This window comes from Rhodococcus sp. C3V, from assembly GCF_029269915.1.
Lineage (GTDB): Bacteria > Actinomycetota > Actinomycetes > Mycobacteriales > Mycobacteriaceae > Rhodococcus_F > Rhodococcus_F qingshengii.
In genome coordinates this window covers 804069-829967 of the sequence record NZ_JARJBE010000002.1, presented here as the reverse complement: position 1 = coordinate 829967, position 25899 = coordinate 804069, and the positions used below count along the sequence as shown (strand labels likewise).

The window sequence follows — 25899 nt, the reverse complement described above, 5'->3', positions numbered from 1 at the left end:
GGGTTCCCCGGCGTCCAGTCTGGACAGACCGGTAGTGACAGTTCAGAAGTATGACGCGAAGGTGAGTTGCTCGATGCAGCGTTGGGTCTCCGTACACACCGTTCGACCGCAGGTGGCGGTCGTATGAGTACTGACGACGCGACCCGGCGGAAGACATCTCGCGCCGGCAGGAACGAACGACCGGCACGCACCAGGCGCGCGCGGGTGCCATTGCTGCCTCAGTTACTCGCAGCTGCAGTAGACCTCAACCCAGCAGCACCGGCGATCACATTCGGGGGTCAAACCCTCACTTATGCCGAAGTGGACGCGCTGTCCTCGCGTCTGGCTCGGTTGCTCATCAGCCGCGGAATCGGGCCGGAGGACCGGGTGGCGGTGTCGATTCCCCGCTCCGTCGAGTCGGTCTGTGCGGTGTGGGCGGTGGCCAAGACCGGCGCAGCTTTCGTGCCGGTCGATCCCAGCTATCCTGCAGACCGCGTCGAACACATGATCACCGATTCTGCAGCCTCGATAGGGCTGACCACGGCCGCGTACGCTATCGACCTTCCTCGCAGCGTCCAATGGCTGGAAGTGGACGGCGACGTGTTGACGGCCGTGTTGTCCGGTATCTCCCCGGATCCGGTGTCGTATACCGAACGCGTTCGAACCCTTCGCGTGGATCATCCGGCATACGTGATCTACACCTCGGGGTCGACAGGACGGCCCAAGGGCGTCGTCGTCACCCACGCCGGGCTTTCAGACCTGTGTGTGGAACAGGTCGAACGGTATGCGCTCACCTCTACGTCGCGGACACTGCATTTTGCTTCGCCGAGTTTCGACGCTTCCGTGCTCGAACTGCTGCTCGCCGTCGGTGCAGGCTCGACGATGGTGATCGCGCGTCCGGACATGTTCGGCGGCGACGAACTCGCGGAACTTCTGGTGTCGGAAAAGATCACGCACGCGTTTGTGACCCCGGCAGCGCTGGGTTCGATTTTCGTTGACGGCGCCCACCAGTTCGACAATCTCGCCGTGGTGGTCGTCGGCGGTGAAGCGTGTTCACCCGCGCTGCTGTCCACCTGGGCACCCGGCCGACGGTTCTTCAACGCATACGGACCCACGGAAGCCACCGTCGCCAGCAACATCGCCGAGTTGACCGTCGATCGTCCCGTGACGATCGGTGGTCCCGTCCGTGGTGTCGGCGTGTTCGTCCTCGATTCTCGACTTCAGCCGGTCGCCACCGGAACCGCCGGCGAACTCTACCTGTCGGGCACCCACCTTGCCCGCGGGTACAACGGCCTGTCCGCAACTACTGCGGCAAGTTTTGTCGCAAATCCGTTCGGCGGCGCCGGGGAGCGGCTCTACCGGACCGGCGATACCGTGCGGTGGATCCGCACCGGCGGCGATGGCGGAGCCACCGATCAGACCAGTGGTGAGCGCGACCTCGAATATCTCGGGCGGGGGGACTCACAGGTCAAGATTCGCGGCTTCCGGATCGAACTGGGCGAGATCGATGCCGTCCTTGCCGCTCAACCCGGAGTCGACTTCGTCGCCACCGTTGCGATCACCGGTTCCTCAGGTGACGCCGCGCTGGTGTCGTATGTCATGGCGAATGCCGACGTCGACCTGGACCCAGACTCGTTGACCGCCAGCGCTCGGGCCGTTCTTCCTCGCCACATGGTGCCTGCATCGATCATGGTCATCGACCGGATTCCTCTCACCCCTGTGGGTAAGTTGGACACCGGCAGCCTTCCCGAGCCGATCTTCATCTCGCGTGCGTACCGCGAACCATCAACGCCTGCACAGGTACTCGTGGCAGCGGCCTTCGCCGACCTGCTCGGAGTCGAGAGGGTCGGTGCCGAAGACGACTTCTTCGAACTCGGCGGCAACTCACTTGTTGCAGCAAGGCTGGCTGGACGTCTCGGAGCTGCGTTCGGGACACGCATTCAGGTGAAAACCCTCTTCGAGGTATCGACGGTCGAAGCATTGGCTGCCCGAATCGAAGCCGAGGCGGAGGGGTCCGCCAGAGTACAGCTTGCGCCGGTGATTCGTCCGGAACATGTGCCGTTGTCGCTGGCGCAGCAACGGATGTGGTTCCTGAGCCAGTTCGATTCCGAATCTGCTGTCAACAACATTCCGATCGTCCTCCGCCTGAGTGGTGAGCTTGACACGGTTGCGCTCGCCTCAGCGGTCGGTGACGTCCTAGCTCGGCACGAAGTCCTTCGTACTGTCTACCCAGGAATCGACGGTGTGGGCTATCAGCAAATTCTGCCGGAATCGACCGCAGACATCGACCTCGATCCCGTTCCGTTGGCCGATTCGGCACTTCTCGGCGAACTGTTGGCGCTCGTTACCGCCGGATTCGACGTCAGCTCGGCAGTTCCGTTGCGGGTCAAGCTTTTCCAGACGGATCCGTCCGAGTACGTCCTGGCGATGGTCGTTCACCACATTTCAGCGGACGGCGTTTCCGTAGCGCCGTTGGTTCGGGACGTTGCGTTCGCCTACCTTGCGCGTGTGGACGGCCGGAGTCCGGAGTGGACACCGCTGCCGGTGCAGTACGCAGACTTCGCGATGTGGCAGCGTGAGGTTCTCGGCGTGGATTCCGATCCGACATCGTTGATGTCCGAGCAGCTCGCGTACTGGAAGACGACCTTGCGAGACCTGCCGGAGAAGATCGAACTCCCGGCCGACCGTCCACGACCCTCAATTCTCTCCACCAGAGGCGGCGTCCACCGTTCGGACGTGGACGCTGAATTGCACAGTGCCCTGGAGCAACTCGCACTTGACCACAACGTGTCACTGTTCATGGTCGTCCATGCGGCGCTGGCGGTCCTGTTGGCAAGGTCGAGCGGCAGCGGTGACGTGGCGATCGGTTCACCAATCTCTGGACGAGGGGAACCCGAACTCGACGATCTGATCGGCATGTTCGTAAACACCCTGGTGTTACGCACGGCCGTGAATCCAGGAGCAAGCTTCTCCGATTTGTTCGACCATGTGCGTGACATCGATCTGGGGGCTTTTGCCAACGCCGATGTGCCATTCGAGCGGCTTGTCGAAGTGCTCGACCCGGTACGATCCCAAGCGCACCACCCGTTGTTCCAAGTTGCGCTGTTCTTCCAGAACATGGCCGACGACGCACTGGAATTGCCCGGACTGCGTGTCTCAGGATTCGACGCGGGCGTCGACATCGCGAAGTTCGATTTGCAATTGACCGCAGCTCCACGGGAAAACGAGTCGGGGGATGCCGCAGGGATCGCGCTGTCCTGGCTCTACGCTACGGATCTGTTCGATGCCTCGACCATGTCCGCCTTCACCGATCGGTTTGTCCGCATACTGCGCGCGATGGTCGCAGATCCCGGTTCAGCGGTCGGTGACGTCGAGGTCATGACTGTGTCTGAGCGTGCTTTGGTGCTCGAGTCGTGGAACGACACGTCTCGTCCGGTTGTGGGTGGGTTGTTGTTGGATGGTTTTGATTCTGTGGTGGGGGTTTGTTCGGGTTCGCGTGCGGTGGTGTGTGGGGATGTGGTGCTTTCGTATGGGGAGTTCGATGAGCGGGTTAATAGGTTTGCGCGTTATTTGATTGGTTTGGGTGTTGGGCCGGAGTCGTTGGTGGGGTTGGCTGTTCGGCGGTCGGTTGATTTGTTGGTTGGTTTGTATGCGATTGTGCGTGCGGGTGGGGCGTGGGTGCCGTTGGATCCTGATGCGCCGTCCTCGCGTAATGAGTATGTGTTGGATTCGGCTGATCCGGTGTGTGTGGTGTCGACGGAGCGTGATGGTTTCGTGGCGTCGGGTCGTCGGGTTGTGTGTGTGGATGTTGTTGATGTGTCTGGTTTTTCGGGTGCGCGGGTTTCTGATGTGGATCGGCGCTCGCCGTTGCGGGCGTCGAATACGGCGTATGTGATTTTCACGTCGGGGTCGACGGGTCGGCCGAAGGGTGTGGCGGTCTCGCATGCGGCGATTGTGAATCAGCTCGAGTTCATGCAGGGCGAGTATCGCTTGACGTCGTCTGATGTGTATTTGCAGAAGACGGCGACGACGTTCGATGTGTCGTTGTGGGGTTTTTTCATGCCGTTGCGGGTGGGTGCGGTGTTGGTGTTGGCGTCGGCTGATGGTCATCGGGATCCGGGGTATTTGGCGTCGGTGATTGATGATCAGGGTGTGTCGGTGACGGATTTTGTTCCGACGATGTTGTCGACGTTTTCGTCGTTGGTGGATCCGGGGTTGTTGGGTTCGTTGCGTGATGTGTTGGTGATCGGTGAGGCGTTGCCGGTGGAGGCGGTGCGTGAGTTCGGGTTGGTGTCGTCGGCGCGGTTGCATAATTTGTATGGTCCGACTGAGGCGGCGGTGTCGTTTACGTTTGCGGATGTGACGGCTGCCGGGTCGGGGTCGGTGGTCTCGATTGGTGTGCCGGAGTGGAATTGCCGGGTGTTTGTGTTGGATTCGCGCCTTCGGCCGGTTGCTGTGGGTGTTGCGGGTGAGTTGTATTTGTCGGGTGTGCAGTTGGCTCGGGGGTATGTGGGTCGTCCGGATTTGAGTGCGGATCGGTTTGTGGCGTCGCCGTTCGGTTCGGGTGAGCGGATGTATCGGACGGGTGATTTGGTCCGTTGGAACACAGTTGGTGAGTTGGAGTACATCGGTCGTACTGATTTTCAGGTGAAGTTCCGTGGTCAGCGGATCGAGTTGGGGGAGATCGAGGCGGCGTTGGTGTCGCATGGGTCGGTGTTGTCGGCTGCGGTGGTGGTGCGTGGGTCGGTGATGGGTGATCAGTTGGTGGGGTATGTGGTGCCGGCGGTGGGGTCGGTTGTGGATGTGTCGGTGTTGCGGGGGTTTGTGGGGGAGCGGGTTCCGGGTTATATGGTTCCGGCTGCTGTGGTGGTGTTGGATGCGTTTCCACTTAATTCGTCGGGGAAGTTGGATCGGGCGTTGTTGCCGGAGCCGGTGTTCGAGGCTCGGGTGTTTCGGGCTCCGGTGTCGTCGGTGGAGTTGGTGGTGGCGTCGGCGTTTGTGGGTGTGTTGGGTGTTGATCGGGTGGGGTTGGATGATGATTTCTTCGAGTTGGGTGGCAACTCCCTCATCGCGATGAAATTGACCGCCAACTTGAGCAGCACACTCGATTTCGATGTTCCTGTCCGCATGCTCTTCGGTGCATCGACACCCGAATTACTCGCTGCCAGGATCGATGAGGCTCGGGAATCAGGTTCGGCGACACCGGACGATCATGCGATCGGCGTGCTCTTTCCCGTTCGCATCGAGGGACAGCGGCCACCGCTCTTCTATATCCATGCAATGAGTGGTCTGGCGTGGAAGGCCTCGGGCTTCGCTCCGTATCTAGAGGCAGATACACCGATCTACGGCCTGCAAACTCCCGTAATGACGGAGGCGTGGGCATTACCGACCTCTGTCGACGAGCTAGCGCACCGTTACGTGCGTGAGATGATCGATGTGAATCCGACTGGGCCGTTTAACATAATCGGCCACTCAGTTGGAGGGTTCATCGGCCATGCATGTGCTGTTCTTCTACGCGAGCAAGGTTTCGAGGTCTCTCTGTTCATGGTGGATCCACGTCATCCGAGGGAGGTCGACGATGATGTAGCGCTCGAGAACACCCGTGACATGGCAGCTAGTTGGGGAGTGGAACTCGGTGAAGGTGCCGACGTCAATTCTCTTGATCGCAGCCAGATCATCGCCATCGGTAAAACGCTGGACTCGGTGTCGTTCATGACTGAGACACAGATTGGCGCACTTTACGACTTCGCTTCGGCGAGTGGTGAATTGATCTCCGGGTATGAGCCGCGCAAATATGATGGCGACGTGGTGATGTTCCGGGCAGCTGCGGGCATGGACATGGACTTCACAGTGACAGACGAATGGAGATCGGTGATCGGTGGACAGATCACTGACATCGATATCGACAGCAATCACACGTCGATGATGCATCCGGACAAGCTCGAGTTGATCGGGCCGATCGTCGCCGAGTACCTACGTACGCAGGAGAAGCGCTCGTCATGACTGATGAAACCCCGGCTCGGTCGGCCGAACCTCGCACTGTCGTGCATTTTGTACGTCACGGAGAGGTGTTCAATCCGTCGAAAGTAATTTACGGCCGGCTACCCGGATACTCGCTTTCCGAATTGGGCAATCGCCAGGCGAAGGCAGTCGCCGAGATTCTCGGTGATCGTCCAATCTCTTCGATCTTCTCCAGCCCGCTCGAACGCGCGATTGAAACTGCCACTCCGCTAGCCGATTTGTTGAATCTACCCATCGAGAAGAACGAAGATCTTGTGGAGTGGGAGGGAAGGTTCGACGGGATCGCAGCGGGAGACCCGAGACTGAAGCCGTCGGTCGGGTTGCTGCTCAAAACGTGGAATCCAGTGACGCCTTCGTGGGGGGAGAGCTACAAATCGATGGTCAGACGTATGTCTGCTGCCCTGGATTCGGCTCGGCGTCGGAGCGCGGGCAAGGAGGGCGTGTGCTTCAGCCACGAGCTGCCCATCTGTACCTTGCGGCGTTCGTTGAGGAGCGAATCATTGTGGCGTCGGCAGCATGAACGCGATGTGGCTCACACTTCGATCACTTCAGTCACTTTTTCTGGCGAAGCCCTCGTTGATGTCAGCTATTCCGCAAGCCATGTACCTACGGACTGAGGTATAGAGGAAAGCCAGCCTGTTCTTCTCGCATTTGATCGAGAAGAACAGGCTGGCTGGTTGAGAATGTTCCTGCGGTTGTCTCAGATTCCGAGCGAACCGGCGATGAACGGCCATGATTTGTGTAGCTGATCCTGCCAGTAGCCCCACGAGTGGGTCCCGACCGGCTGGAAGTCGACAACGGCCGGAATATTCAATTCATACAGGCGCTTGGCCATGTTCGAAGTGCAAAGGTTGGTCGCTGCTTCGATCGGGCCGCCGATGATGATCTGGTTCTCCGTATATGCGCGACCATCACTCAGACGTGGGTTGAGGAATGTGTCGTTCGGAATTCCAGGAAGCCCGTTTCCGGTGCTCATGTAGATGGGCGTCCCACGCAGCTTCTCTGCGTTGACGAGCGGATCGTGTTCGACCCATCCCGGTCCGTCCAATGGTCCCCACATATTCGTGATGTCGTCGACGCCGCCGATCCATTCCGTGGTCGTCCGGACGAATGCTTGTCCGAGGGGATCGCTGGTCTGTGCGCAGCCACTGTAAGCGGCAACAGAACTGTAGAAACCGGGGTACTCGATCGCCAAGTTCAGTACCGACGTACCGGACATCGAGATGGCCGAGATGGCTTGCTTACCGTTGCTCCCCAGCTCTTCGTTCAACAACGGGGGCAATTCTTTGCCCAGGAAGGTCGACCACTTGTTGCGTCCGGCCTTGGGGTCGTCCTTCTCCCAGTCGGTGTAGTAGGAGAGACGCCCACCGACAGGCGTGGCGACGTTCACGTTCTTGTCAGCGAAAAAATCGACTACATCAGTTTGTAGTTCCCATGTCGCGGCATCTTCTCCGCCGCCGGCACCGTTCAGCAGATAGACGATCGGGCGAGGTTCGGAGTTGTCGGCCGGGGTGATCACCTGAATCGGAACGTCCTTGTCCATCGACGCCGCATAGACGTTGACGACGAGCTGACGGTCATTGACCTTCTCGACGGATTTGATGTAGGAGCCCGTCGACGCTGTTTCGGATGAGTCGCCACCGACGCGCGCGGGGGTGGCCTGCGCGAGACCGGCTGTGAGCAGTGAGCCGGCAACGGCCAATGCACCGATCTGTACGGTGCGTCGCCAGGTCGTAGAATTTCGCGTCAAGACCTCATACCTTTCGGTTGATTCATTGTCGATTGCGACCTTGTCGCATTCAGAGAATTGAGTCGGTTATTGTTTGTGGACTGTTACCGTATTTAGATATTTAAATTCTGGTATAAGGCCACACTCGCTGGATGCGTCTGTCATGAAGTCTCCGCAGCCCGGCGGTAACCCCGAATCGCAGGATATAGAAAAACAGCGATCATTCCCGCTGACCAGGCAAGCATTTTCAGAACTGGCACCAGGACCGGGCCTCCGAGCGAAAGTCCGCGCATAGCGTCGACTGCGACGGACATCGGTTGTGCGGCAATTACGGGTTGAAGCCAGACCGGATATGCCATTGTCGGGACAAAACCACTGTTGAAGAACATCAACAGGGTGCACCCAATGGAAACCAATTCGACGAGCGGGACATTTTCCGACATCGTGGCGAGAGCCGTGACCATCACCGCGAACCCAATGCCGAATGCGATGGGTAGAAGTATCATTGCCACTGCCGCAAGCGGGCCCTGAGTGAACCGGAAGCCGACGGCATAACCAACGCCGATGATGACGATCGTTGTCAGTAGAACTCGAACGGCTTCAGCGATCATCCGGCCCACCAGGCCCGATGCTCGGTGTGCGGGCAGCGTCCAGAATCGACCGAGCAGACCGCTCTTCCGCTCGCCCCGCAAGCCAACTGCGCTGGCGATCGAACCGAACATCGCCCCCACGAGAATGATGAGCGGGACAGTCCCATAGATACTCGGCTGCCCGGTGGCAGCTGTGATGGAATTTCCCAGAACAACGCGAAACATGATCAAGGTCAACGCGGGATAAACGAGCGCCTGAACAGTCGTTGAAGGATCGCGCGCCCAGTTGATCAGAAGCCGCTTCGCCTGAATAAGGCTGTGGGTCCAGAGCGCGCTGGCCGAGTTCTCGGGTAGTGCCGCGTTGGGAAGAGGGAACGCGAGCGCCCTCCCACTGCGTATCTCCTCACGCTTCTCGAGAGAACTCATCACGCTCGCCTCGTACTTGCCCAGTATGCGAGTGGCCCGCATACCGCTATCAAACCGATCGACCAAGCCGCAACTGGCACCAACGTATTCGGGGTGAGGGTGCCGGCAGCCAGGTCCCGCATGGCGTAGGAGAACTGAGATACGGGCTGATTGCGTACGAACGGCCGGATCCATTCCGGGAATCCGCTCTCCGGAACAAATCCACACGAGAGCATTCCGAGGATCAATTGGGGAAGTGTCAATGCCTGACTGGTTGCTTGTGGGCTCTTCGACAGCGAGCCGATTGCATCACCGCCGAGCGACAAACACGTACTGAAAGTCAACGCGATCACGCAGAAGAGCATGGCCTGTGACAGACCACCGACGAAGCGAAATCCGATCGCGTATCCGTAGATCACTGCTGCCGTCAGGGAGACGACGGATCGGAGGAATCCACTACTCATCCGCGAAAACAGTGGAACCGGGCCGAAAACCGGCATGGTTTGCATCCGACTGCTGAAGCCAGTGATGCGTTCGGTCGCCGACATCTGCGCCGCTGAGATCGAAGTGAAGGCCATCGCCTGCAAGACGATGATCGGCATCAGGAACTGTGCGTAATTGATTCCCTGCAGCTGCATTACGAACTTGAGGGGCAGGTAAAAGCCGACCGTGAAGATCAATGGCGCGACGATTGCGACTAGCAATTCGTGCCGGCGAATCATTGCGCGAACGGTACGGCCGGTAAGGGTCCACCACTGTGTGACCGCGGATGGCTGCGGACGACGATGGCGTCCGATCCGAGCTGCATTCGGCACCGTGATGGACCGTTGACCTACCTGTTTCAAGGCAAGATCTTGAGTTGCGTATTTCGTCGTCGTGGTCACGTCGCATCGCTTGTTTCGCTCGGACGCGACTGCCCCGTCAACGACAGGAACACGTCGTCAAGTGAAGGCCTGCGCAGGGCGATGTCCGCGAGTGGTATCCGTGCGTGATCGAGACGCCGCAGAGCTTCTGCAAGGGTCGCAGAACCACGGGGTGCGGGAATTGCAATTCGGCCGTTCTCGACTGCCAGATCGAAGCGGAAGTCCGGCGGAACCAAATTACCCAACGCGTTGGCTGCTGGCCCCAGCAAGCTTGCCTCGGCGGGAACGATTTCGCAGAAGCTGGCGCCGGTTCGTGCCTTCAATTCGTTGGCCGTCCCTTCCGCGATGACAGATCCTTTGTCGATGACAATGATGTTGTCGCTGAGGAGGTCAGCTTCCTCGAGGTACTGAGTGGTCAGCAGAACCGTGATGCCTTGCTCCTTCAAAGTCTGCACGAGGTTCCACACGCTCTGGCGGCTGCGGGGGTCCAGTCCAGTCGTCGGCTCGTCGAGAAATACGACTTCTGGCCTCACTACCAATCCACACGCAATGTCGATGCGTCGTCGCATGCCGCCGGAGTAGCCTGCAACGGCTCGCCCCCCAGCTTCCACGAGATCGAATTCCTCGAGAAGGTCCACGGCGCGTTGCCTGGCGGATGCGCGATCGAGGCCCATCAGGCGAGCGAACAGTTCGATGTTCTCGCGTCCGGTGAGTGCGTCGTCGAGTGCGGCGAACTGGCCAGTCATCATGATCGAACGGCGAACGTCGGCTGGGTTGCGAGCGACGTCGTATCCGGCAACCATTGCGACGCCGCGGTCAGGCCGAATCAACGTGGACAGAACCTTGACGGTGGTGGTCTTACCTGCGCCGTTGGGTCCAAGGATGCCGAGCACTGTGCCCTTGGGAGCTTGGAAGTTGATGCCACGCAATGCGTGCACATCCTTGAAGGACTTGTGAACGTCCTCCACGACTACCGCCGCGTCCGTCGATAAGGGCATCAATTCTCCGCTGTCTACATGGGTGTTCGGGCCGAGCTGTGCTTGGACAGGGCCTCTCGGCACTGTCCTTTCTCGAGCAAGCCGTAGCCCGAGCCGGAGTCACTGGTAAGGACCCCAGTGGTTGCGGGAACCTTGTACGTCTATCTCCGGATGCACAGTGGATGTTACCGGAGGGACAACCTCGTTCCGGCCTTCGCGCGGTGGGGATCGATGCAAATGTGCAGCTTGGCGATAAGCCGCGGTCAGGCCGACCGACGGGAATGTGCGATATCGCACAGTGTCCGATACCGGGCCTGATTTCGGGTCGCCGACAGGTGTGAACCGTGTTCGCGCGTCCTGAATGCTCGTCGAATACTACGAGTTCGTACTCGATCGACGGGCACCCCTGACTCGATCATCAAGTCGACTCCCTCTGGCGAGGTAACCTACTGCTCATGGATATCGGCACGTTGTCAGTGGTGGTTCCCGTGTACAACGAGGAGGACTACATCGCCGGGTGTTTGGAGTCCCTCGCTTGTCAAGGGGACGAGATCCTCGAGATAATAGTTGTCGACAACAATTCCACCGATCGCACCCCTGAAATCGCGCGTTCTTTCGAGCAGCGGGATTCTCGAATTCGATATCTTGTAGAACCGCGTCAGGGCGTTGTTCATGCACGTAATGCCGGGTTCGACATCGCAGTGGGTGAATTCATCGGCAGGGTCGATGCGGATTCGCGTGTCGCACCAGGGTGGGCGCGAGCGGTTCGAAGTTCCTTCGCTTCTCATGATCTTGATGCCGTTACCGGTTTCTCGTTGTTTTACGAGTCACCGTTTTCGGGTCTTCAACGAGCAGCGGTGAACAAAGCCGAGGCCCGTGGCGATTTCCACGGAATCAAACCGGCGCACGCACTGACTGGTTCGAATATGGCGATTCGGGCGACGTCGTGGCGCTCGATCCGCGACAAGGTCAGTGATCGCACCGACATTCACGAAGACGTGGATCTGTCGCTGTGCCTGATGAAGGCAGGGATGCAGTTCGGCACTGACCTGGACATGCGCAGCGAAATCTCCGGTCGTAGGGGAGAGACTGGACCCATCGAGTTTCTGTCATACAACAAGGCTTCGGTGACAACGCTCGAGTATCACCAGGCTATGACTACACGACTTCGTTTGATGATTCTCAAGACGTCAATTCTGCATGCTCTGTTGTGGCCGGCGTACCGAATGTACGACCGGCAAACCGATCGGTTGTCATGGCGGAAACTGCTGTCAGGTTCCGGAGCCCGCACTATGCCCGTGGATTCGTGAGAGTCGGCTACATCCTGTCCAGATTCAAGGTCTTGTACAACCTCTCGATACCGCTGAAGTCCTGGACGAACAGGTTGTTGCGCCGTCCCGATTCGATGTCGTCGAGCATCTTCTGTCCGCCGGTTACGGCTTCGATCTCCATGATTGCTCGCCACGCGCCGAAGTCGGTCCCGCTGAAAGCGCGCATGGCGCCCTCGAAGCCTTCCAGTAGATAGCTGCGATCTCCACGATTCAAGGAATCCCAGACCAGTACCGCCAGTTCCCCGGCAATCGAGGCATGGCAGTACTCGTCGCGAGCGTGCAACCGAATGGTCGCGCGGTTGATCGACTGCACGCCCGGGTCGTCCGAGATCAGGTCGAGGTATGCGGTGATCGACACCTCGGCGACGGTCATGAACGCCAACTGTGTCAGGGCAATCTTGCGAGGCCCCTCGGCTGCGTCGAGAGCTTGCGCCCGCGTGCGGACCGTCAGGACGTCTGGCAGTGCCTTCGCCGGCAGCCCCCAGCCCCTGCCTCGACGGGTCGCTGAACTGGCATTGAAGTGCATGAGCGTGTGATATTGCTCGTCGACCATCGCCTGATTGACCGCCACTGCAGCCCAATCTCCGAGACCGACGCCGAGTCGGTCTTCGGCGAGAACGTCGAAGCCGGGATTGACGACGTACTTCTCGATGTCCATGACGTTCTTGTTGAACGCGATCCATGCCCAGGCTTGCAGGCGTTGCTTCTGCTCGGGGCTCAATGCCAGGTAGGTCGGATGCTCCGCGAACGGGAGAAGTGCTTCGGGGTAGTCGGACAGCGACGAATCGAAGAGATCGTCCAGTTCCGGTTCCGCCTTCTTCACGGTTGCCCGGCGCGCCCAATTGCTCGCAAGGCGGCGGACGATTGCACTCTCGACCGGATCGGAGGCGTCGTACTCCGGGAGGCTGGGCGGACTCACTCCAGGTCTCATCGTGCCCTACTCTCTGTGCCCTTCGGCGATCTCTCCGTGCCCTTCGGAAATGCGATCGAACAAGCTCTGGCACTCCGCGTTCAATTCGCCTGAGCGATTGTCGAGCGCTGCGTCGGCGGTTTTCATCAGCGTCGTGAAGTCGCCGAGGGTCTCGGCCGCCCTGTCCACCTGTGCGGTGGCATCGAACAGTGCTTTTCGTGTCGCACCTGCGTACGGATTGCCCGCTTGTACGTCCCAGTACACCTCCGGTTCGCCGCCGGCTACACGCGCCAGGAGCGCGAGCAAGGCCCGATGCGGGGGAGGGGCGACCGCGAGGAGTTCGTCCGCGGAAACTCCGAGTTCGGCCAGGGCAACGCCGAAAGCCAGCACCGACGCGTGTGTCAGAACCTGGGTGGCCGCAGCCAACCGGTCGTGACGATCGGCGTCCATCACCGCGACCGACGCTCCCCACGAGCGCACGATGTCGAGGAATCTGTCGGACTGCGGACCGCCGACGTACGGCACTGCGATGACGGCCCGACCGCGTGGCCCGAGCGACGGACGGAACATGGGGTTGAGTCCGAGGAACTCCCCTTCTCGGCCGGCGTCGGCGATTGCTGCGTCCATCCGCGATTTGACCGACAGCGTGTCCACAACGAGAGCGCCGGATGTCCGAAGGCTCGGTAGTGCGGCTAGAGCGACCTGTTCGGGAACCGCGAGCACGATGATGCGCGAGGACTCCACGTGCGCGAGGACTTGCTCACTGGGTTTCGTGATGTCTCCGACGACTACATCTCCGTCGGGATCGCTGCCTGCTGGGTCGACGACGGTGACGGTCGACCCCCCGGCGCGAAGCAGTTCGACGAACATGGATCCGACGGCACCCAGCCCGCCGACAACCGTCGCTGTGCCTGATGTCGCCGTCATGGCTGGATCTACCCGCCGTACTCGAGGACCCGCGAGGACACCGCATCGAGCGCACGGAGCAGCGTGGACGCCTTGACCGTGGTCTCGTCGAATTCTTCTTCCGGATCGGACAACGCTGTGATGGCACCGCCGATTCCGAAGGTCACGCCGCTCTCGGTGCAGACCAGCGACCGGATCACGATCGAGAGGTCCGCGGCGCCACCGAGCGCGAAGTACCCGATCGATCCCGAGTAGACCCCACGTGGGCCTGATTCGAGACGGTCGATGATCTCCATCGTCCGTACCTTCGGGGCGCCGGTCATCGATCCACCGGGGAACGCGGCACGCACACAGTCCACCGCCGACGACCCCGGACTCAGGTGTCCGCGCACCGTCGACACCATTTGGTGAACGGACGAGTACGACTCGATCGCGAACAGCCTCGGAACGTGGACACTTCCCGGAACGCAGACCTTGGTGAGGTCGTTGCGGGTGAGGTCCACGATCATCAGGTTCTCGGCGCGGTCCTTCTCGCTGTCGAGCAGGTCCTGCCGTAGGGCAGCATCACGCGCTCGGGTGACGCCGCGCGGGCGGGTCCCTTTGATCGGCTTGGACTCGACGTTGCCGGCCGAGTCGACACGAAGGAACCGCTCAGGCGAGGCCGAGACCACCGAGATACCGGTGAAGTCGAGAAGTGCGCTGTACGGCGTCGGATTGATCGAGCGCAGATACTCGAACGCCTGCTGTGCATCGATCGTTTCGTCGACGCTCGCCATGTTGGTCAGACACACCTCGTAGGACTCACCCGCCCGGATCTCCGAGAGGGCCGTTCCGATCAACGACAGGTACTGATCGCGATCATGCCGAAGGCGAGCCTGCGTCCAGACGGTGTCGCTGATCAGCGGAACCGGGGTGCGTTCCGGAAGGTCCGCGCCGATCCGCGCCAAAGTGTCGACGGTCGATTCGAGCCAATCGTCATAGCCGGCGTCGCGGACTTTCTCGCGCAACCTCAAAACGTGAGTGCGGCCCGCGGTGTGATCGATGACGACGGCGCGGTCGGCAAACACCAGAGCAGCATCAGGAGTGGGTGCCGGATGGACTGCCCTTCCTCCGGTCTGTGCTTTCAGTTCGTAGCCGAGGTAGCCCACGTAGCCGAGGTTGAAGTCGAGTTCCGGATGGGAGGGCACGAAGCGCGTCGCGAGTTGTGCGTCCAAGTAATCGAAGAACGGAACTCGAATGTGCTCGTCGGACAAGCCTTTTCGGCTGACAGTCAGTACCTCGGCTTGCACGTCGTACGTGATGAACTCAGCCAGCGGCCCCGACGAATCGCCGAGAATCGAAAAGCGCGCACTCGGCTCTGCGGTTGCCGCGCGGTCCAGCCAGAACGCGTTCGGGCCGTCGGCGAACAGTGCTGCATAGGCCGCCGACGGGTCCACTGCAAAATCGAGAATCACGTCGTCGACGTCGTAGTTGATCGCCGGCCGCAGGTCGGGTGTTTGCGGAACAGGTTCGGGTCGGATCACCGAATCCAGAGTGCGTCCGACGGACAGATCGCGGAAGTTCGCGAGCAAATCTATGCCGAACTCGGTGCTGATGGACTCCGGATGGAACTGAACTCCCCACATCGGCTTGGTCCGGTGCCGGACACCCATGAGCAGACCGTCGGACGTCCACGCGGTACGAACGAAGGCGTTCGGCAGATTCTCGACGGTCAACGAGTGGTAGCGAACAGCTCGGAACGGCGACGGAAGTCCGGCAAAAATGCCCGAGCCGTCGTGATCGATCAGCGAAATTCGGCCGTGCATCGGTACGGGCGCAACCACCACGTCCGCGCCGAACAACTCGCACAGGCCCTGGTGGCCGAGACAGACACCGAGAAGTGGGAGAGGCGCTTCTTCGATGAAACGGCGGCTGATTCCGAAATCACGGTCGCGATCCGGCCGGCCGGGACCTGGGGAGATGACCACGTTGTCGTACGACGCGAGATCGAGGGAATCCCAATCCGCGTCGTTGCGGACCACGATCGGCACAACCCCGTTGACCTCGGTCAACAGGGTGAACAGGTTGTAGGTGAACGAGTCGTAATTGTCCACCAGAAGGGTGCGGGAACTCATGTCGATGATCCTGATCTCGGTCCGACGGATTCCCGAACAGTGTCCTCCTCCTCAACAGGTGCGTTGATCACCAGGTCTTCGAGTCGACAGGTCTCGGCAATCATCAGCTCGTACAGGGCGTTGAAGAAGTCAGGAGAGAGGTCGTGTCTACGAGCGAATTCACGCGCCCGCTCCTGCACGACGCGCACGCGGCCGGGTTGCATCATCGGAACCTCGCGGGAGCGCTTCCACTCGCCGATGCGCAGGCAGAGTTCCAGCCGCTGCCGCACCGTCTCGAGAAGTAGAGCGTCGATGGCGTCGAGGTCGCGCCGGAAGCTGTCCAATCCCTCGGCCTCGTCCGGATACGACGAGGTCTGCGTGCCTGCTTCGGAACTCGTTGTGGTCAAGAACTCTTCCACGAGGCCTCCCGGTGCTCGGCGTGACGCGAGGTCGACAATGTGGTGCCCGGAACGCAACCCACCTCCGGACACCGGCACCCCGACCGACCATCGCCGTTCGGGGAGGTGTTCCACGATCGTCATTCGCCGAAACCTGCGGTGGTGCCTAATTCTGCGAAGCCTGTTTGGCGGGCGAATCAGGTTGCGATGCAGGCGGGTTCGTGAGTGCCTACTTGGGGGAGACCCAGGTGGTGATTTCGGCGTGGACTACTTCCTTGCCGCCCCGGTCGAAGATCGAGATGGGAACGAGAAGTTCCGTGCCACTCTCGATCGCCGCGAAGTCCGGCAAAGTCTCGAGTCGGGCGACCGCCCGCAGGCCGGTCTCGGCCTTGGCGAGGTAGTCGACCTTCATCGACTTGGGGATCCAGCGGTGGGAGTTCGGAACCGTCGCTTCGCTCAGCATGCCCATCGCGACCTCCGCGAGGTTGCAGGCAGCGATCGCGTGGAAAGTGCCGAGATGATTGTGGACGCCCCACCATTTGGGGGAGCGTACCTCGCAGAGCCCTGGTTCCAACTTGGTCACCCGGGGGAGAACAGAGGCGAAATAGGGCACGCGAATGGACATCGCCGCCGAGAAAACTGCATGTCCGAGGGCGTTGTCCGGCAATTTCTGCCATCCGCGATAGGTAGGGCTGGAGGTAGTCATAGGCGTATCTTACTTCTGAGTAAGGTTGTTGTCGCGCAGCTCACTCGGAAAAGGCAGTTCGGGGGAGTTGAGGATTTGGGCCAGGTACGGCATACTGGTCGGGTTGCCTTGTCCGGGACGCGGTCGATTGCGGCCGTGATCGGGTAAGGGTAAGACGTCACAGACGATCGATCGCAGATCCCGTCAGGGTAATCGGGTCAACGACTGTGACCATGCAAGACGAGAAGTAATGCAGGACGGAAGCAGTACCTACTTTGTGTTCGACATCGAACACGTCCGGTACGCATCACGCGCCAGATAATCGAAAGATTGTCCGGCGCAGGATGAGTGAGAAGGCGACACGCCCGACCGCGTGTACCGGAGAACAATGACAAACGAACAGCGGCAGCAGATCCTGATCTCGATCCGAATCTCGGTACTCCCGAGAACTTGGACTTGGTCCCGATCGCTTCAGTGTTCGTCGTGTCATCGTCCAGGCAAGGACTGTGCAGACGAGGTAGCTCGAGCCTGACCAGGCGGGCTACGAAACGCGGCAAGAAAAGGACACTAAGCGTGGCGGGACAAAAGATCCGCATCAGGCTCAAGGCCTACGACCACGAGGCGATCGACGCGTCAGCGCGCAAGATCGTCGAGACGGTAACCCGTACGGGTGCCCGCGTCGTTGGACCTGTGCCGTTGCCGACCGAGAAGAACGTATATTGCGTCATCCGCTCGCCGCACAAGTACAAGGACTCGCGCGAGCACTTCGAGATGCGTACTCACAAGCGGCTGATCGACATTCTCGACCCGACGCCGAAGACGGTTGACGCGCTCATGCGCATCGACCTTCCGGCCAGTGTCGACGTGAACATTCAGTGACGGCGGAGACAAAAACAATGACTGATACCAAGATCAAGGGAATCCTGGGCACCAAGCTCGGCATGACCCAGGTCTTCGACGAGAACAACCGGGTTGTCCCGGTCACCGTCGTGAAGGCTGGGCCGAACGTCGTAACCCAGATCCGTACCGAAGAGCGTGACGGCTACAGCGCCGTTCAGCTCGCGTTCGGCGCCATCGACCCGCGCAAGGTGAACAAGCCGACTTCCGGCCAGTTCACCAAGGCTGGTGTGACCCCGCGTCGCCACGTAGTGGAGCTCCGCGTTGCGGACACCTCCGACTACGAGGTCGGCCAGGAGCTCACCGCCGAGGTCTTCGAGGACGGCGCATACGTCGACGTCACCGGAACCAGCAAGGGCAAGGGCTTCGCCGGAACCATGAAGCGTCACGGCTTCAAGGGACAGGGCGCGTCGCACGGTACCCAGGCTGTTCACCGCCGCCCGGGCTCCATCGGTGGCTGTGCAACTCCCGGCCGCGTGTTCAAGGGCATGCGCATGTCCGGACGCATGGGTAGCGACCGCATCACGACGCAGAACCTCTCGGTCCACAAGGTGGATGCAGAGAACGGCCTGCTGCTGATCAAGGGTGCGATCCCCGGCCGCAAGGGCGGCCTCGTGATCGTCAAGAGTGCAGTGAAGGGTGGTGCACGGGCATGACCAGCACCGAGACCAAGTTGACCCTGGACGTCAAGGTCGCCGGCGGCAAGACCAACGGCACCGTCGATCTCCCCGCTGAGATCTTCGACGCTCCGGCCAACATCGCGCTTCTCCATCAGGTTGTCGTCGCGCAGCTCGCAGCTGCTCGTCAGGGAACCCACTCCACCAAGACCCGCGGCGACGTCCGCGGCGGTGGCAAGAAGCCGTACCGCCAGAAGGGCACCGGCCGCGCACGCCAGGGCTCGACTCGCGCACCGCAGTTCGTCGGCGGCGGAACCGTTCACGGCCCGCAGCCGCGTGACTACAGCCAGCGCACCCCCAAGAAGATGAAGGCAGCCGCTCTTCGCGGAGCCCTCTCTGACCGCGCACGCAACGAGCGCATCCACGTCATCACCGAACTGGTTGCAGGGCAGACGCCTTCGACCAAGGGCGCAATCGCGTTCCTCGGCGAGATTTCGGATCGCAAGAAGCTGCTGCTCGTCGTGGGTCGCCAGGATGTAGCCGCTTGGAAGAGCGTGCAGAACCTGGAAGGCGTGCATCCCATTGCACCCGACCAGCTCAACACCTACGACGTGCTCAATGCAGACGATGTCGTGTTCAGCGTCGAGGCACTCAACGCGTTCATCCACGGGCCCGCAGAGAGCGCTCAGAACAAGGAGGACGCCAAGTGAGCACCATCGCTGACCCCCGCGACATCCTGCTCGCTCCGGTCATCTCCGAGAAGTCCTACGGACTGATCGAGGAAGGCACCTACACCTTCCTGGTGCACCCGGACTCGAACAAGACGCAGATCAAGATTGCCGTCGAGAAGGTCTTCGGCGTCAAGGTGACCAGCGTCAACACCGCCAACCGTCAGGGCAAGCGTAAGCGGACCCGATTCGGTTACGGCAAGCGCAAGGACACCAAGCGCGCGCTCGTGACCCTGTCCGCTGACAGCAAGCCCATCGAGATCTTCGGAGGACCGGTCGCGTAAGCGCCGGGACTTGACGAGACATAGAGGACGAGAAGACTCATGGCAATCCGTAAGTACAAGCCGACAACACCGGGCCGTCGTGGCTCGAGCGTCTCGGACTTCGCCGAGATCACTCGGTCGACCCCCGAGAAGTCGCTGGTTCGCCCGCTGCACGGTCGCGGTGGACGTAACGCACACGGTCGTATCACCACCCGTCACAAGGGTGGCGGACACAAGCGTGCATACCGACTGATCGATTTCCGTCGCAACGACAAGGACGGCATCCCGGCAAAGGTCGCTCACATCGAGTACGACCCCAACCGCACAGCAAACATCGCACTCCTGCATTACGCAGACGGTGAGAAGCGCTACATCATCGCCCCCAAGGGCCTGGTGCAGGGTTCACCGGTCGAGTCCGGTGCAGGCGCCGACATCAAGCCGGGCAACAACCTGCCGCTGCGCAACATCCCGACTGGTACCACCATCCACGGTGTGGAACTGCGTCCCGGCGGCGGAGCCAAGATGGCTCGTTCCGCAGGCGCCAGTATCCAGCTCCTCGGTAAGGAAGGCAGCTACGCCACGCTGCGTATGCCTTCCGGTGAAATCCGTCGCGTCGACGTGCGCTGCCGCGCATCCGTCGGCGAGGTCGGCAACGCCGAGCAGTCGAACATCAACTGGGGCAAGGCCGGCCGTATGCGTTGGAAGGGCAAGCGCCCGACCGTTCGTGGTGTCGTGATGAACCCGGTCGACCACCCGCACGGTGGCGGCGAGGGCAAGACCTCAGGTGGACGCCACCCGGTCAGCCCGTGGGGTAAGCCTGAAGGCCGTACCCGCAAGAACAAGGCAAGCGACAAGATGATCGTCCGTCGCCGCCGCACCGGCAAGAACAAGCGCTAGGAGGGAGTGAAGGATGCCACGCAGCCTTAAGAAGGGCCCGTTCGTCGATGACCACCTCCTCGCGAAGGTGGATGTACAGAACGAAAAGGGAACCAAGCAGGTCATCAAGACCTGGTCCCGTCGTTCGACAATCATCCCGGACTTCATCGGCCACACGTTTGCAGTTCACGACGGCCGCAAGCACGTCCCCGTGTTCGTTTCCGACTCCATGGTCGGACACAAGCTCGGAGAGTTTGCACCGACCCGCACGTTCAAGGGTCACATCAAGGATGATCGGAAGGCGAAGAGGCGATGAGCAACACCGAAACCGCCAACCCGACTGCCAAGGCTGTAGCGAAGCACGTTCGCGTTACGCCGATGAAGGCACGTCGAGTTGTGGACCTGGTCCGCGGGCGCTCGGTTGAAGACGCCCTGAACATCCTGAAGTTCGCGCCGCAGGCAGCGAGCGAGCCGGTCGCCAAGGTGATCGCCTCCGCAGCAGCCAACGCCGAGAACAACCTCGACCTCGACCCCAGCACGCTTGTCGTTGCTACGGCGTTCGTGGACGAGGGCGCGACCCTCAAGCGGTTCCAGCCGCGTGCACAGGGACGTGCGTTCCGTATTCGCAAGCGCACCAGTCACATCACCGTGATCGTGGAGAGCCTGCCGAAGACCGGAACATCGACCCGTAATCGCCGGAAGGGAAGTGCTCAGTAGTGGGCCAGAAAATCAACCCGCACGGCTTCCGTCTCGGCATCACCACCGACTGGAAGTCTCGCTGGTACGCAGACAAGCAGTACGCGGAGTACGTCAAGGAAGACGTCGCGATCCGTAAGCTCCTCGCCACCGGCATGGAGCGCGCAGGAATCGCGAAGGTCGAAATCGAGCGCACCCGTGACCGTGTTCGCGTGGACATCCACACTGCACGTCCGGGCATCGTCATCGGCCGCCGCGGCGCCGAAGCCGATCGCATCCGCTCCGAGCTCGAGAAGCTGACCGGCAAGCAGGTTCAGCTGAACATCCTCGAGGTCAAGAACGCAGAAGCTGAAGCACAGCTCGTCGCACAGGGTGTGGCCGAGCAGCTCTCGAACCGCGTTGCCTTCCGTCGTGCAATGCGCAAGGCCATCCAGTCGGCCATGCGTCAGCCCAACGTCAAGGGAATCCGCGTTCAGTGCTCCGGTCGTCTCGGCGGCGCCGAGATGTCCCGGTCGGAGTTCTACCGCGAAGGCCGTGTGCCGCTGCACACGCTTCGTGCGGACATCGACTACGGCCTCTACGAGGCCAAGACCACCTTCGGTCGCATCGGCGTCAAGGTCTGGATCTACAAGGGCGACATCGTCGGTGGCAAGCGTGAGCTCGCCGCCAACACGGCCGCACCGGCCGGGGATCGCCCGCGTCGTGAGCGTCCGAGCCGTCCGCGTCGTTCCGGTGCCACCGGTACCACTGCGACCAGCACCGAGGCCGGCCGCGCAGCGACCGCAACCGCCGATGCTCCCGCAACTGAACAGAATCAGGAGGGCTGACGCATGTTGATCCCACGGCGGGTCAAGCACCGCAAGCAGCACCACCCGAGCCGTTCGGGTGCCGCCAAGGGCGGTACCCAGGTGACCTTCGGTGACTACGGCATCCAGGCTCTCGAGCCTGCCTACATCACCAACCGGCAGATCGAGTCCGCTCGTATCGCCATGACTCGGCACATCAAGCGTGGCGGCAAGATCTGGATCAACATCTTCCCGGATCGCCCCCTCACGAAGAAGCCGGCCGAAACCCGAATGGGTTCCGGTAAGGGTTCGCCCGAGTGGTGGATTGCCAACGTCAAGCCCGGACGCGTTCTGTTCGAGATGACATACCCCAACGAGGAGATTGCTCGTGAGGCCCTGCGCCGCGCGATGCACAAGCTCCCGTGCAAGTGCCGGATCGTGACCAGAGAGGAGCAGTTCTGATGGCTACTGGAACCCCAGCAGCAGAGCTCCGCGAGCTCAGTGAAGACGAGCTGGTCACCCGGCTCCGTGAGTCGAAGGAAGAGCTTTTCAACCTTCGTTTCCAGATGGCTACCGGCCAGATGGACAACAACCGACGACTGCGCACCGTTCGTCACGAGATCGCGCGCATCTACACCGTCCTGCGTGAGCGTGAGCTCGGACTCGCTGTGGGTCCGGATGCAGGTGACGCGGCATGAGTGAGGAAAAAGCAGTGAGCACAGAAGAGCGCGCGAGCCGTAAGGTCCGTGTCGGATACGTCGTGTCCGACAAGATGGAAAAGACGATCGTGGTCGAGCTCGAAGACCGCGTCAAGCACAAGCTCTACGGCAAGATCATCCGCCGTACGACCAAGGTGAAGGCGCACGACGAGAACGGCGTTGCCGGCGTCGGCGACCGCGTTCAGCTGATGGAAACCCGTCCGCTGTCCGCGACGAAGCACTGGCGTCTGGTCGAGGTCCTCGAAAAGGCCAAGTAAGCCTGATCGAATCCTCGAGCTGATCGAGTATCACCGAATGGCCCGCTTCCCCTTGGGGGAGTGGGCCATTCGGCTTTCCGGGCGAAGGGTTCGAGTTGCGTCGAGTACGGCTGATTTGGTATTCGGTGAACCCTTCCCTACAATAGAACGGTTGCCTGTGGCAGAGGTGTGTCTTCACGTGCGCAGCTCGAACGGTGCTTGCAGTGATCGTCTCCCGACGTCAGTCGGTGGGACTGCAGCTCAGACACGACGCAGGTGGCAACAATGACCGCGCGCACCGGGTCGGTAATCCGTTGCGCACGAAATTCCAGGTCTAGGGAGATCAAGTGATTCAGCAGGAGTCGCGAGTTCGCGTCGCTGATAACACGGGTGCCAAGGAAATCCTTTGCATCCGCGTTCTCGGCGGTTCGTCACGTCGCTACGCCGGGATCGGTGACGTCATCGTCGCCACCGTCAAGGACGCAATCCCCGGTGGAAACATCAAGAAGGGTGAGGTCGTCAAGGCCGTCATCGTTCGCACGACCAAGGAGCGCCGTCGTCCGGACGGTTCCTACATCAAGTTCGACGAGAACGCTGCAGTGCTCATCAAGGCTGACAGTGATCCCCGTGGAACCCGCATCTTCGGACCCGTCGGCCGTGAGCTGCGCGAGAAGAAGTTCATGAAGATCGTTTCGCTTGCCCCGGAGGTGCTGTGATGAAGGTGCACAAGGGTGACACCGTTCTGGTCATCGCCGGCAAGGACAAGGGCGCGAAGGGCAAGGTCATTCAGGCCTACCCCGCGACCGACAAGGTCCTCGTCGAAGGCGTGAACCGAATCAAGAAGCACACCGCGGTTTCCGCGAACGAGCGCGGAGCATCCTCCGGCGGCATCGTCACGCAGGAAGCCCCGATCCACGTTTCCAACGTTGCAGTCGTCGACTCGGACGGAAACCCCACCCGCGTGGGCTACCGCACCGACGAAGAGTCCGGCAAGCGCGTTCGGATTTCCCGGAAGAACGGGAAGGACATCTGACATGACCTCCACCGAAAACAAGGTCCAGCCGCGCCTCAAGGCACGCTACCGCGCTGAGATCAAGGACGCGCTCAACAGCGAGTTCGACTACTCGAACGTCATGCAGATCCCCGGCGTCGTCAAGGTTGTCGTCAACATGGGCGTCGGCGACGCTGCCCGTGACGCCAAGCTGATCAACGGCGCTGTCCATGACCTGTCGCTGATCACGGGCCAGAAGCCCGAGATCCGCAAGGCACGTAAGTCCATCGCGCAGTTCAAGCTCCGCGAAGGTATGCCCATCGGTGCACGCGTCACCCTCCGTGGTGACCGCATGTGGGAGTTCCTGGACCGCCTCGTGTCTGTCGCTCTGCCCCGTATCCGCGACTTCCGCGGTCTCTCGGGCAACCAGTTCGACGGCAACGGCAACTACACGTTCGGCCTCAACGAGCAGTCGATGTTCCACGAGATCGACGTGGACAAGATCGATCGCCCCCGCGGCATGGACATCACCGTCGTGACCACCGCAACCAACAACGAAGAAGGCCGTGCACTGCTCAAGCACCTCGGCTTCCCGTTCAAGGAGAACTGAGCGCATGGCTAAGAAGGCATTGGTCAACAAGGCCAACAAGAAGCCCAAGTTCGCGGTTCGCGCCTACACCCGCTGCCAGCGGTGCGGTCGCCCGCACTCGGTGTTCCGCAAGTTCGGCTTGTGCCGTATCTGCGTTCGCGAGATGGCTCACGCCGGCGAGCTTCCCGGAGTTCGCAAGAGCTCTTGGTGATCTGAGGCCCTCGGGCTTCGTCACACCACGCATGTGAATGGGCGTGGGTTCCTTTGGAACCCACGCCCATTCGTGGTTTTCATCGAGATGTGAATCGTGCCGATCCTGAAAAGAACTGCCCCGCTGCGACTCTGGTTGAAAGCGATCATCGTTCGTCGGTGTCGTTCTTCGGTGCCGAACGAGCAGTTCAGATTTCGGGGTGCGTCGATAGCTTCCCGATCGCATCCTTCGGGCGGCAGTGGGGGAGGCGACATGGGATCCCGGTGGACACTTGCGCCAAAGTTCCCTACACTAGGGCGGTTGCCGTGGCTGACGCATGCGTTCAGCTCGGTGCGGTAACTTACGCCGTCTGACACAAGTCGGACGGCCCAGCCGAATTGCTGGAGGCCCACGATCGGATTCGTCCGGTGTTGCATGGGAACCACAGCGAGAAAGGTGTCGAGGTCGACCTATGACCATGACTGACCCCATCGCAGACTTCTTGACGCGTCTGCGCAACGCCAACACGGCGTACCACGATGAGGTGAAGCTTCCCCACTCGAAGATCAAGGCGAACATCGCCGAGATCCTCAAGCGCGAGGGCTACATCTCCGATTTCCGTACCGAAGACGCAGAGGTCGGCAAGACCCTCATCGTCGATCTGAAGTACGGTCCCAGCCGCGAGCGTAGCCTCGCCGGCGTGCGTCGCGTTTCCAAGCCCGGTCTCCGGGTTTACGCGAAGTCCACCAACCTGCCCAAGGTCCTCGGAGGCCTCGGCGTGGCCATCATCTCCACGTCGTCCGGTCTGCTCACCGATCGCCAGGCGGCCAATCAAGGAGTAGGCGGGGAAGTCCTCGCCTACGTCTGGTAAGGGAGGCCACCACAATGTCGCGTATTGGAAAGATTCCGGTCACCGTCCCCGCGGGCGTTGACGTCACGATCAGCGGCCAGGATGTCACCGTCAAGGGTCCCAAGGGCACCCTCGCGCTGACCATCTCCGAGCCCATCGCAATCGAAAAGGCAGAGGACGGCTCGCTGAGCGTCACGCGCCCCGACGACGAGCGTCGTAGCCGCGCGCTGCACGGTCTGTCGCGGACCCTGGTTGCGAACATCATCACCGGTGTCACCGAGGGTTACACGAAGAAGATGGAGATCCACGGTGTTGGTTACCGTGTGGCACTGAAGGGCAAGGACCTCGAGTTCGCGCTCGGCTTCAGCCACCCGGTGCCGATCGAGGCTCCTGAAGGCATCACCTTCGTCGTCGAGTCGCCCACCCGGTTCTCGGTGTCCGGCATCGACAAGCAGAAGGTCGGGCAGATCTCGGCCAACATCCGTCGTCTCCGTCGTCCGGACCCGTACAAGGGTAAGGGCGTGCGTTACGAGGGTGAGCAGATCCGCCGCAAGGTCGGAAAGACGGGTAAGTGA

The 25899-nt window shown here is 61.0% G+C and carries 29 protein-coding genes; 20 read left to right on the top strand and 9 right to left on the bottom strand.

The features are described 5' to 3' along the window. Positions 1-123 precede the first annotated feature (123 nt). On the top strand, positions 124-5982 hold the full coding sequence (locus P3G66_RS08955) for a non-ribosomal peptide synthetase (protein ID WP_276116400.1): 5859 nt from the start codon (positions 124-126) through the stop codon (positions 5980-5982). After that, positions 5979-6617, top strand: coding sequence for a histidine phosphatase family protein (locus tag P3G66_RS08950; protein ID WP_054188110.1), 639 nt, complete (start codon positions 5979-5981; stop codon positions 6615-6617). The genes P3G66_RS08955 and P3G66_RS08950 overlap by 4 nt, the downstream gene beginning before the upstream one ends. 83 nt (positions 6618-6700) lie before the next feature. On the opposite strand, the gene P3G66_RS08945 is transcribed toward P3G66_RS08950, so the two are convergent. The 4 genes from P3G66_RS08945 to P3G66_RS08930 all read right to left on the bottom strand — a co-directional run bounded on the left by P3G66_RS08945 (position 6701) and on the right by P3G66_RS08930 (position 10585). After that, positions 6701-7750, bottom strand: a complete 1050-nt coding sequence (locus P3G66_RS08945; protein ID WP_054188111.1) for an alpha/beta hydrolase family protein — start codon at positions 7748-7750, stop codon at positions 6701-6703. A gap of 140 nt (positions 7751-7890) precedes the next feature. Then, a complete protein-coding gene (locus P3G66_RS08940) occupies positions 7891-8745 on the bottom strand; it encodes an ABC transporter permease (RefSeq protein ID WP_054188169.1) in 855 nt (284 codons plus the stop codon). Further along, a complete protein-coding gene (locus P3G66_RS08935) occupies positions 8745-9608 on the bottom strand; it encodes an ABC transporter permease (protein ID WP_054188112.1) in 864 nt (287 codons plus the stop codon). The genes P3G66_RS08940 and P3G66_RS08935 overlap by 1 nt, the downstream gene beginning before the upstream one ends. Beyond that, positions 9605-10585, bottom strand: coding sequence for a daunorubicin/doxorubicin resistance ABC transporter ATP-binding protein DrrA (locus P3G66_RS08930; protein WP_054188113.1), 981 nt, complete (start codon positions 10583-10585; stop codon positions 9605-9607). The genes P3G66_RS08935 and P3G66_RS08930 overlap by 4 nt, the downstream gene beginning before the upstream one ends. 434 nt (positions 10586-11019) lie before the next feature. Between P3G66_RS08930 and P3G66_RS08925 the strand changes: the two genes are divergently transcribed. Beyond that, positions 11020-11874, top strand: coding sequence for a glycosyltransferase family 2 protein (locus P3G66_RS08925; protein WP_054188114.1), 855 nt, complete (start codon positions 11020-11022; stop codon positions 11872-11874). A 7-nt stretch (positions 11875-11881) separates the two neighbouring features. Here the strand turns inward: P3G66_RS08925 and P3G66_RS08920 are convergent, their stop codons facing one another. The 5 genes from P3G66_RS08920 to P3G66_RS08900 all read right to left on the bottom strand — a co-directional run bounded on the left by P3G66_RS08920 (position 11882) and on the right by P3G66_RS08900 (position 16908). Next, entirely contained in the window at positions 11882-12826 is a 945-nt protein-coding gene (locus P3G66_RS08920) for a diiron oxygenase (RefSeq protein WP_054188115.1), read from the bottom strand. A 6-nt stretch (positions 12827-12832) separates the two neighbouring features. After that, on the bottom strand, positions 12833-13732 hold the full coding sequence (locus P3G66_RS08915; protein WP_064112334.1) for a prephenate dehydrogenase dimerization domain-containing protein: 900 nt from the start codon (positions 13730-13732) through the stop codon (positions 12833-12835). An 8-nt stretch (positions 13733-13740) separates the two neighbouring features. After that, positions 13741-15825, bottom strand: coding sequence for an aminodeoxychorismate synthase component I (gene pabB, locus P3G66_RS08910; protein ID WP_276116398.1), 2085 nt, complete (start codon positions 15823-15825; stop codon positions 13741-13743). After that, a complete protein-coding gene (locus tag P3G66_RS08905; protein ID WP_042922406.1) occupies positions 15822-16346 on the bottom strand; it encodes a chorismate mutase family protein in 525 nt (174 codons plus the stop codon). The genes pabB and P3G66_RS08905 overlap by 4 nt, the downstream gene beginning before the upstream one ends. A gap of 85 nt (positions 16347-16431) precedes the next feature. After that, entirely contained in the window at positions 16432-16908 is a 477-nt protein-coding gene (locus tag P3G66_RS08900; RefSeq protein WP_003940943.1) for a hotdog fold domain-containing protein, read from the bottom strand. A 552-nt stretch (positions 16909-17460) separates the two neighbouring features. On the opposite strand from P3G66_RS08900, the gene rpsJ reads away from it, so the two are divergent. The 17 genes from rpsJ to rplF all read left to right on the top strand — a co-directional run bounded on the left by rpsJ (position 17461) and on the right by rplF (position 25899). After that, complete coding sequence (gene rpsJ / locus P3G66_RS08895) at positions 17461-17766, top strand: 30S ribosomal protein S10 (RefSeq protein ID WP_003938093.1); 306 nt, start codon at positions 17461-17463, stop codon at positions 17764-17766. A gap of 17 nt (positions 17767-17783) precedes the next feature. Further along, positions 17784-18440, top strand: a complete 657-nt coding sequence (gene rplC, locus P3G66_RS08890; RefSeq protein WP_003940826.1) for a 50S ribosomal protein L3 — start codon at positions 17784-17786, stop codon at positions 18438-18440. Then, positions 18437-19111 (top strand): 50S ribosomal protein L4, encoded by a 675-nt coding sequence (rplD, locus tag P3G66_RS08885; protein WP_003940723.1) that lies wholly within the window; start codon positions 18437-18439, stop codon positions 19109-19111. Before rplC ends, rplD begins: the two co-directional genes overlap by 4 nt. Further along, positions 19108-19413: a 50S ribosomal protein L23 gene (gene rplW, locus P3G66_RS08880; RefSeq protein WP_003940990.1), complete on the top strand. Its 306-nt coding sequence runs from the start codon at positions 19108-19110 to the stop codon at positions 19411-19413. The genes rplD and rplW overlap by 4 nt, the downstream gene beginning before the upstream one ends. A gap of 39 nt (positions 19414-19452) precedes the next feature. Next, the gene (rplB, locus tag P3G66_RS08875) at positions 19453-20289 is read left to right on the top strand and encodes a 50S ribosomal protein L2 (RefSeq protein ID WP_003940895.1); all 837 of its coding nucleotides are present in this window, start codon (positions 19453-19455) and stop codon (positions 20287-20289) included. Positions 20290-20302: 13 nt separating this feature from the next. Beyond that, the gene (gene rpsS, locus P3G66_RS08870) at positions 20303-20584 is read left to right on the top strand and encodes a 30S ribosomal protein S19 (protein WP_003940820.1); all 282 of its coding nucleotides are present in this window, start codon (positions 20303-20305) and stop codon (positions 20582-20584) included. Continuing rightward, the gene (gene rplV / locus P3G66_RS08865; RefSeq protein WP_003940717.1) at positions 20581-20985 is read left to right on the top strand and encodes a 50S ribosomal protein L22; all 405 of its coding nucleotides are present in this window, start codon (positions 20581-20583) and stop codon (positions 20983-20985) included. The genes rpsS and rplV overlap by 4 nt, the downstream gene beginning before the upstream one ends. Next, a complete protein-coding gene (gene rpsC, locus P3G66_RS08860; protein ID WP_003941003.1) occupies positions 20985-21791 on the top strand; it encodes a 30S ribosomal protein S3 in 807 nt (268 codons plus the stop codon). The genes rplV and rpsC overlap by 1 nt, the downstream gene beginning before the upstream one ends. A gap of 3 nt (positions 21792-21794) precedes the next feature. Beyond that, the gene (rplP, locus tag P3G66_RS08855; RefSeq protein WP_003940899.1) at positions 21795-22211 is read left to right on the top strand and encodes a 50S ribosomal protein L16; all 417 of its coding nucleotides are present in this window, start codon (positions 21795-21797) and stop codon (positions 22209-22211) included. Continuing rightward, on the top strand, positions 22211-22447 hold the full coding sequence (gene rpmC / locus P3G66_RS08850; protein ID WP_003940734.1) for a 50S ribosomal protein L29: 237 nt from the start codon (positions 22211-22213) through the stop codon (positions 22445-22447). Before rplP ends, rpmC begins: the two co-directional genes overlap by 1 nt. After that, on the top strand, positions 22444-22725 hold the full coding sequence (gene rpsQ, locus P3G66_RS08845; RefSeq protein WP_003941020.1) for a 30S ribosomal protein S17: 282 nt from the start codon (positions 22444-22446) through the stop codon (positions 22723-22725). The genes rpmC and rpsQ overlap by 4 nt, the downstream gene beginning before the upstream one ends. A gap of 326 nt (positions 22726-23051) precedes the next feature. After that, positions 23052-23420, top strand: a complete 369-nt coding sequence (gene rplN / locus P3G66_RS08840; protein WP_003940951.1) for a 50S ribosomal protein L14 — start codon at positions 23052-23054, stop codon at positions 23418-23420. Beyond that, positions 23420-23737 (top strand): 50S ribosomal protein L24, encoded by a 318-nt coding sequence (rplX, locus tag P3G66_RS08835; RefSeq protein ID WP_003941019.1) that lies wholly within the window; start codon positions 23420-23422, stop codon positions 23735-23737. Before rplN ends, rplX begins: the two co-directional genes overlap by 1 nt. Position 23738: 1 nt before the next feature. Then, on the top strand, positions 23739-24305 hold the full coding sequence (gene rplE / locus P3G66_RS08830) for a 50S ribosomal protein L5 (protein ID WP_003940924.1): 567 nt from the start codon (positions 23739-23741) through the stop codon (positions 24303-24305). Between the two features lie 4 nt (positions 24306-24309). Beyond that, positions 24310-24495 carry a type Z 30S ribosomal protein S14 gene (locus P3G66_RS08825; protein WP_003940698.1) on the top strand — a complete coding sequence of 62 codons (186 nt, stop codon included), beginning with the start codon at positions 24310-24312 and terminating at the stop codon, positions 24493-24495. A 451-nt stretch (positions 24496-24946) separates the two neighbouring features. Continuing rightward, positions 24947-25345 (top strand): 30S ribosomal protein S8, encoded by a 399-nt coding sequence (gene rpsH / locus P3G66_RS08820; RefSeq protein ID WP_003940873.1) that lies wholly within the window; start codon positions 24947-24949, stop codon positions 25343-25345. 14 nt (positions 25346-25359) lie between these two features. Continuing rightward, positions 25360-25899: a 50S ribosomal protein L6 gene (rplF, locus tag P3G66_RS08815; protein WP_003940970.1), complete on the top strand. Its 540-nt coding sequence runs from the start codon at positions 25360-25362 to the stop codon at positions 25897-25899.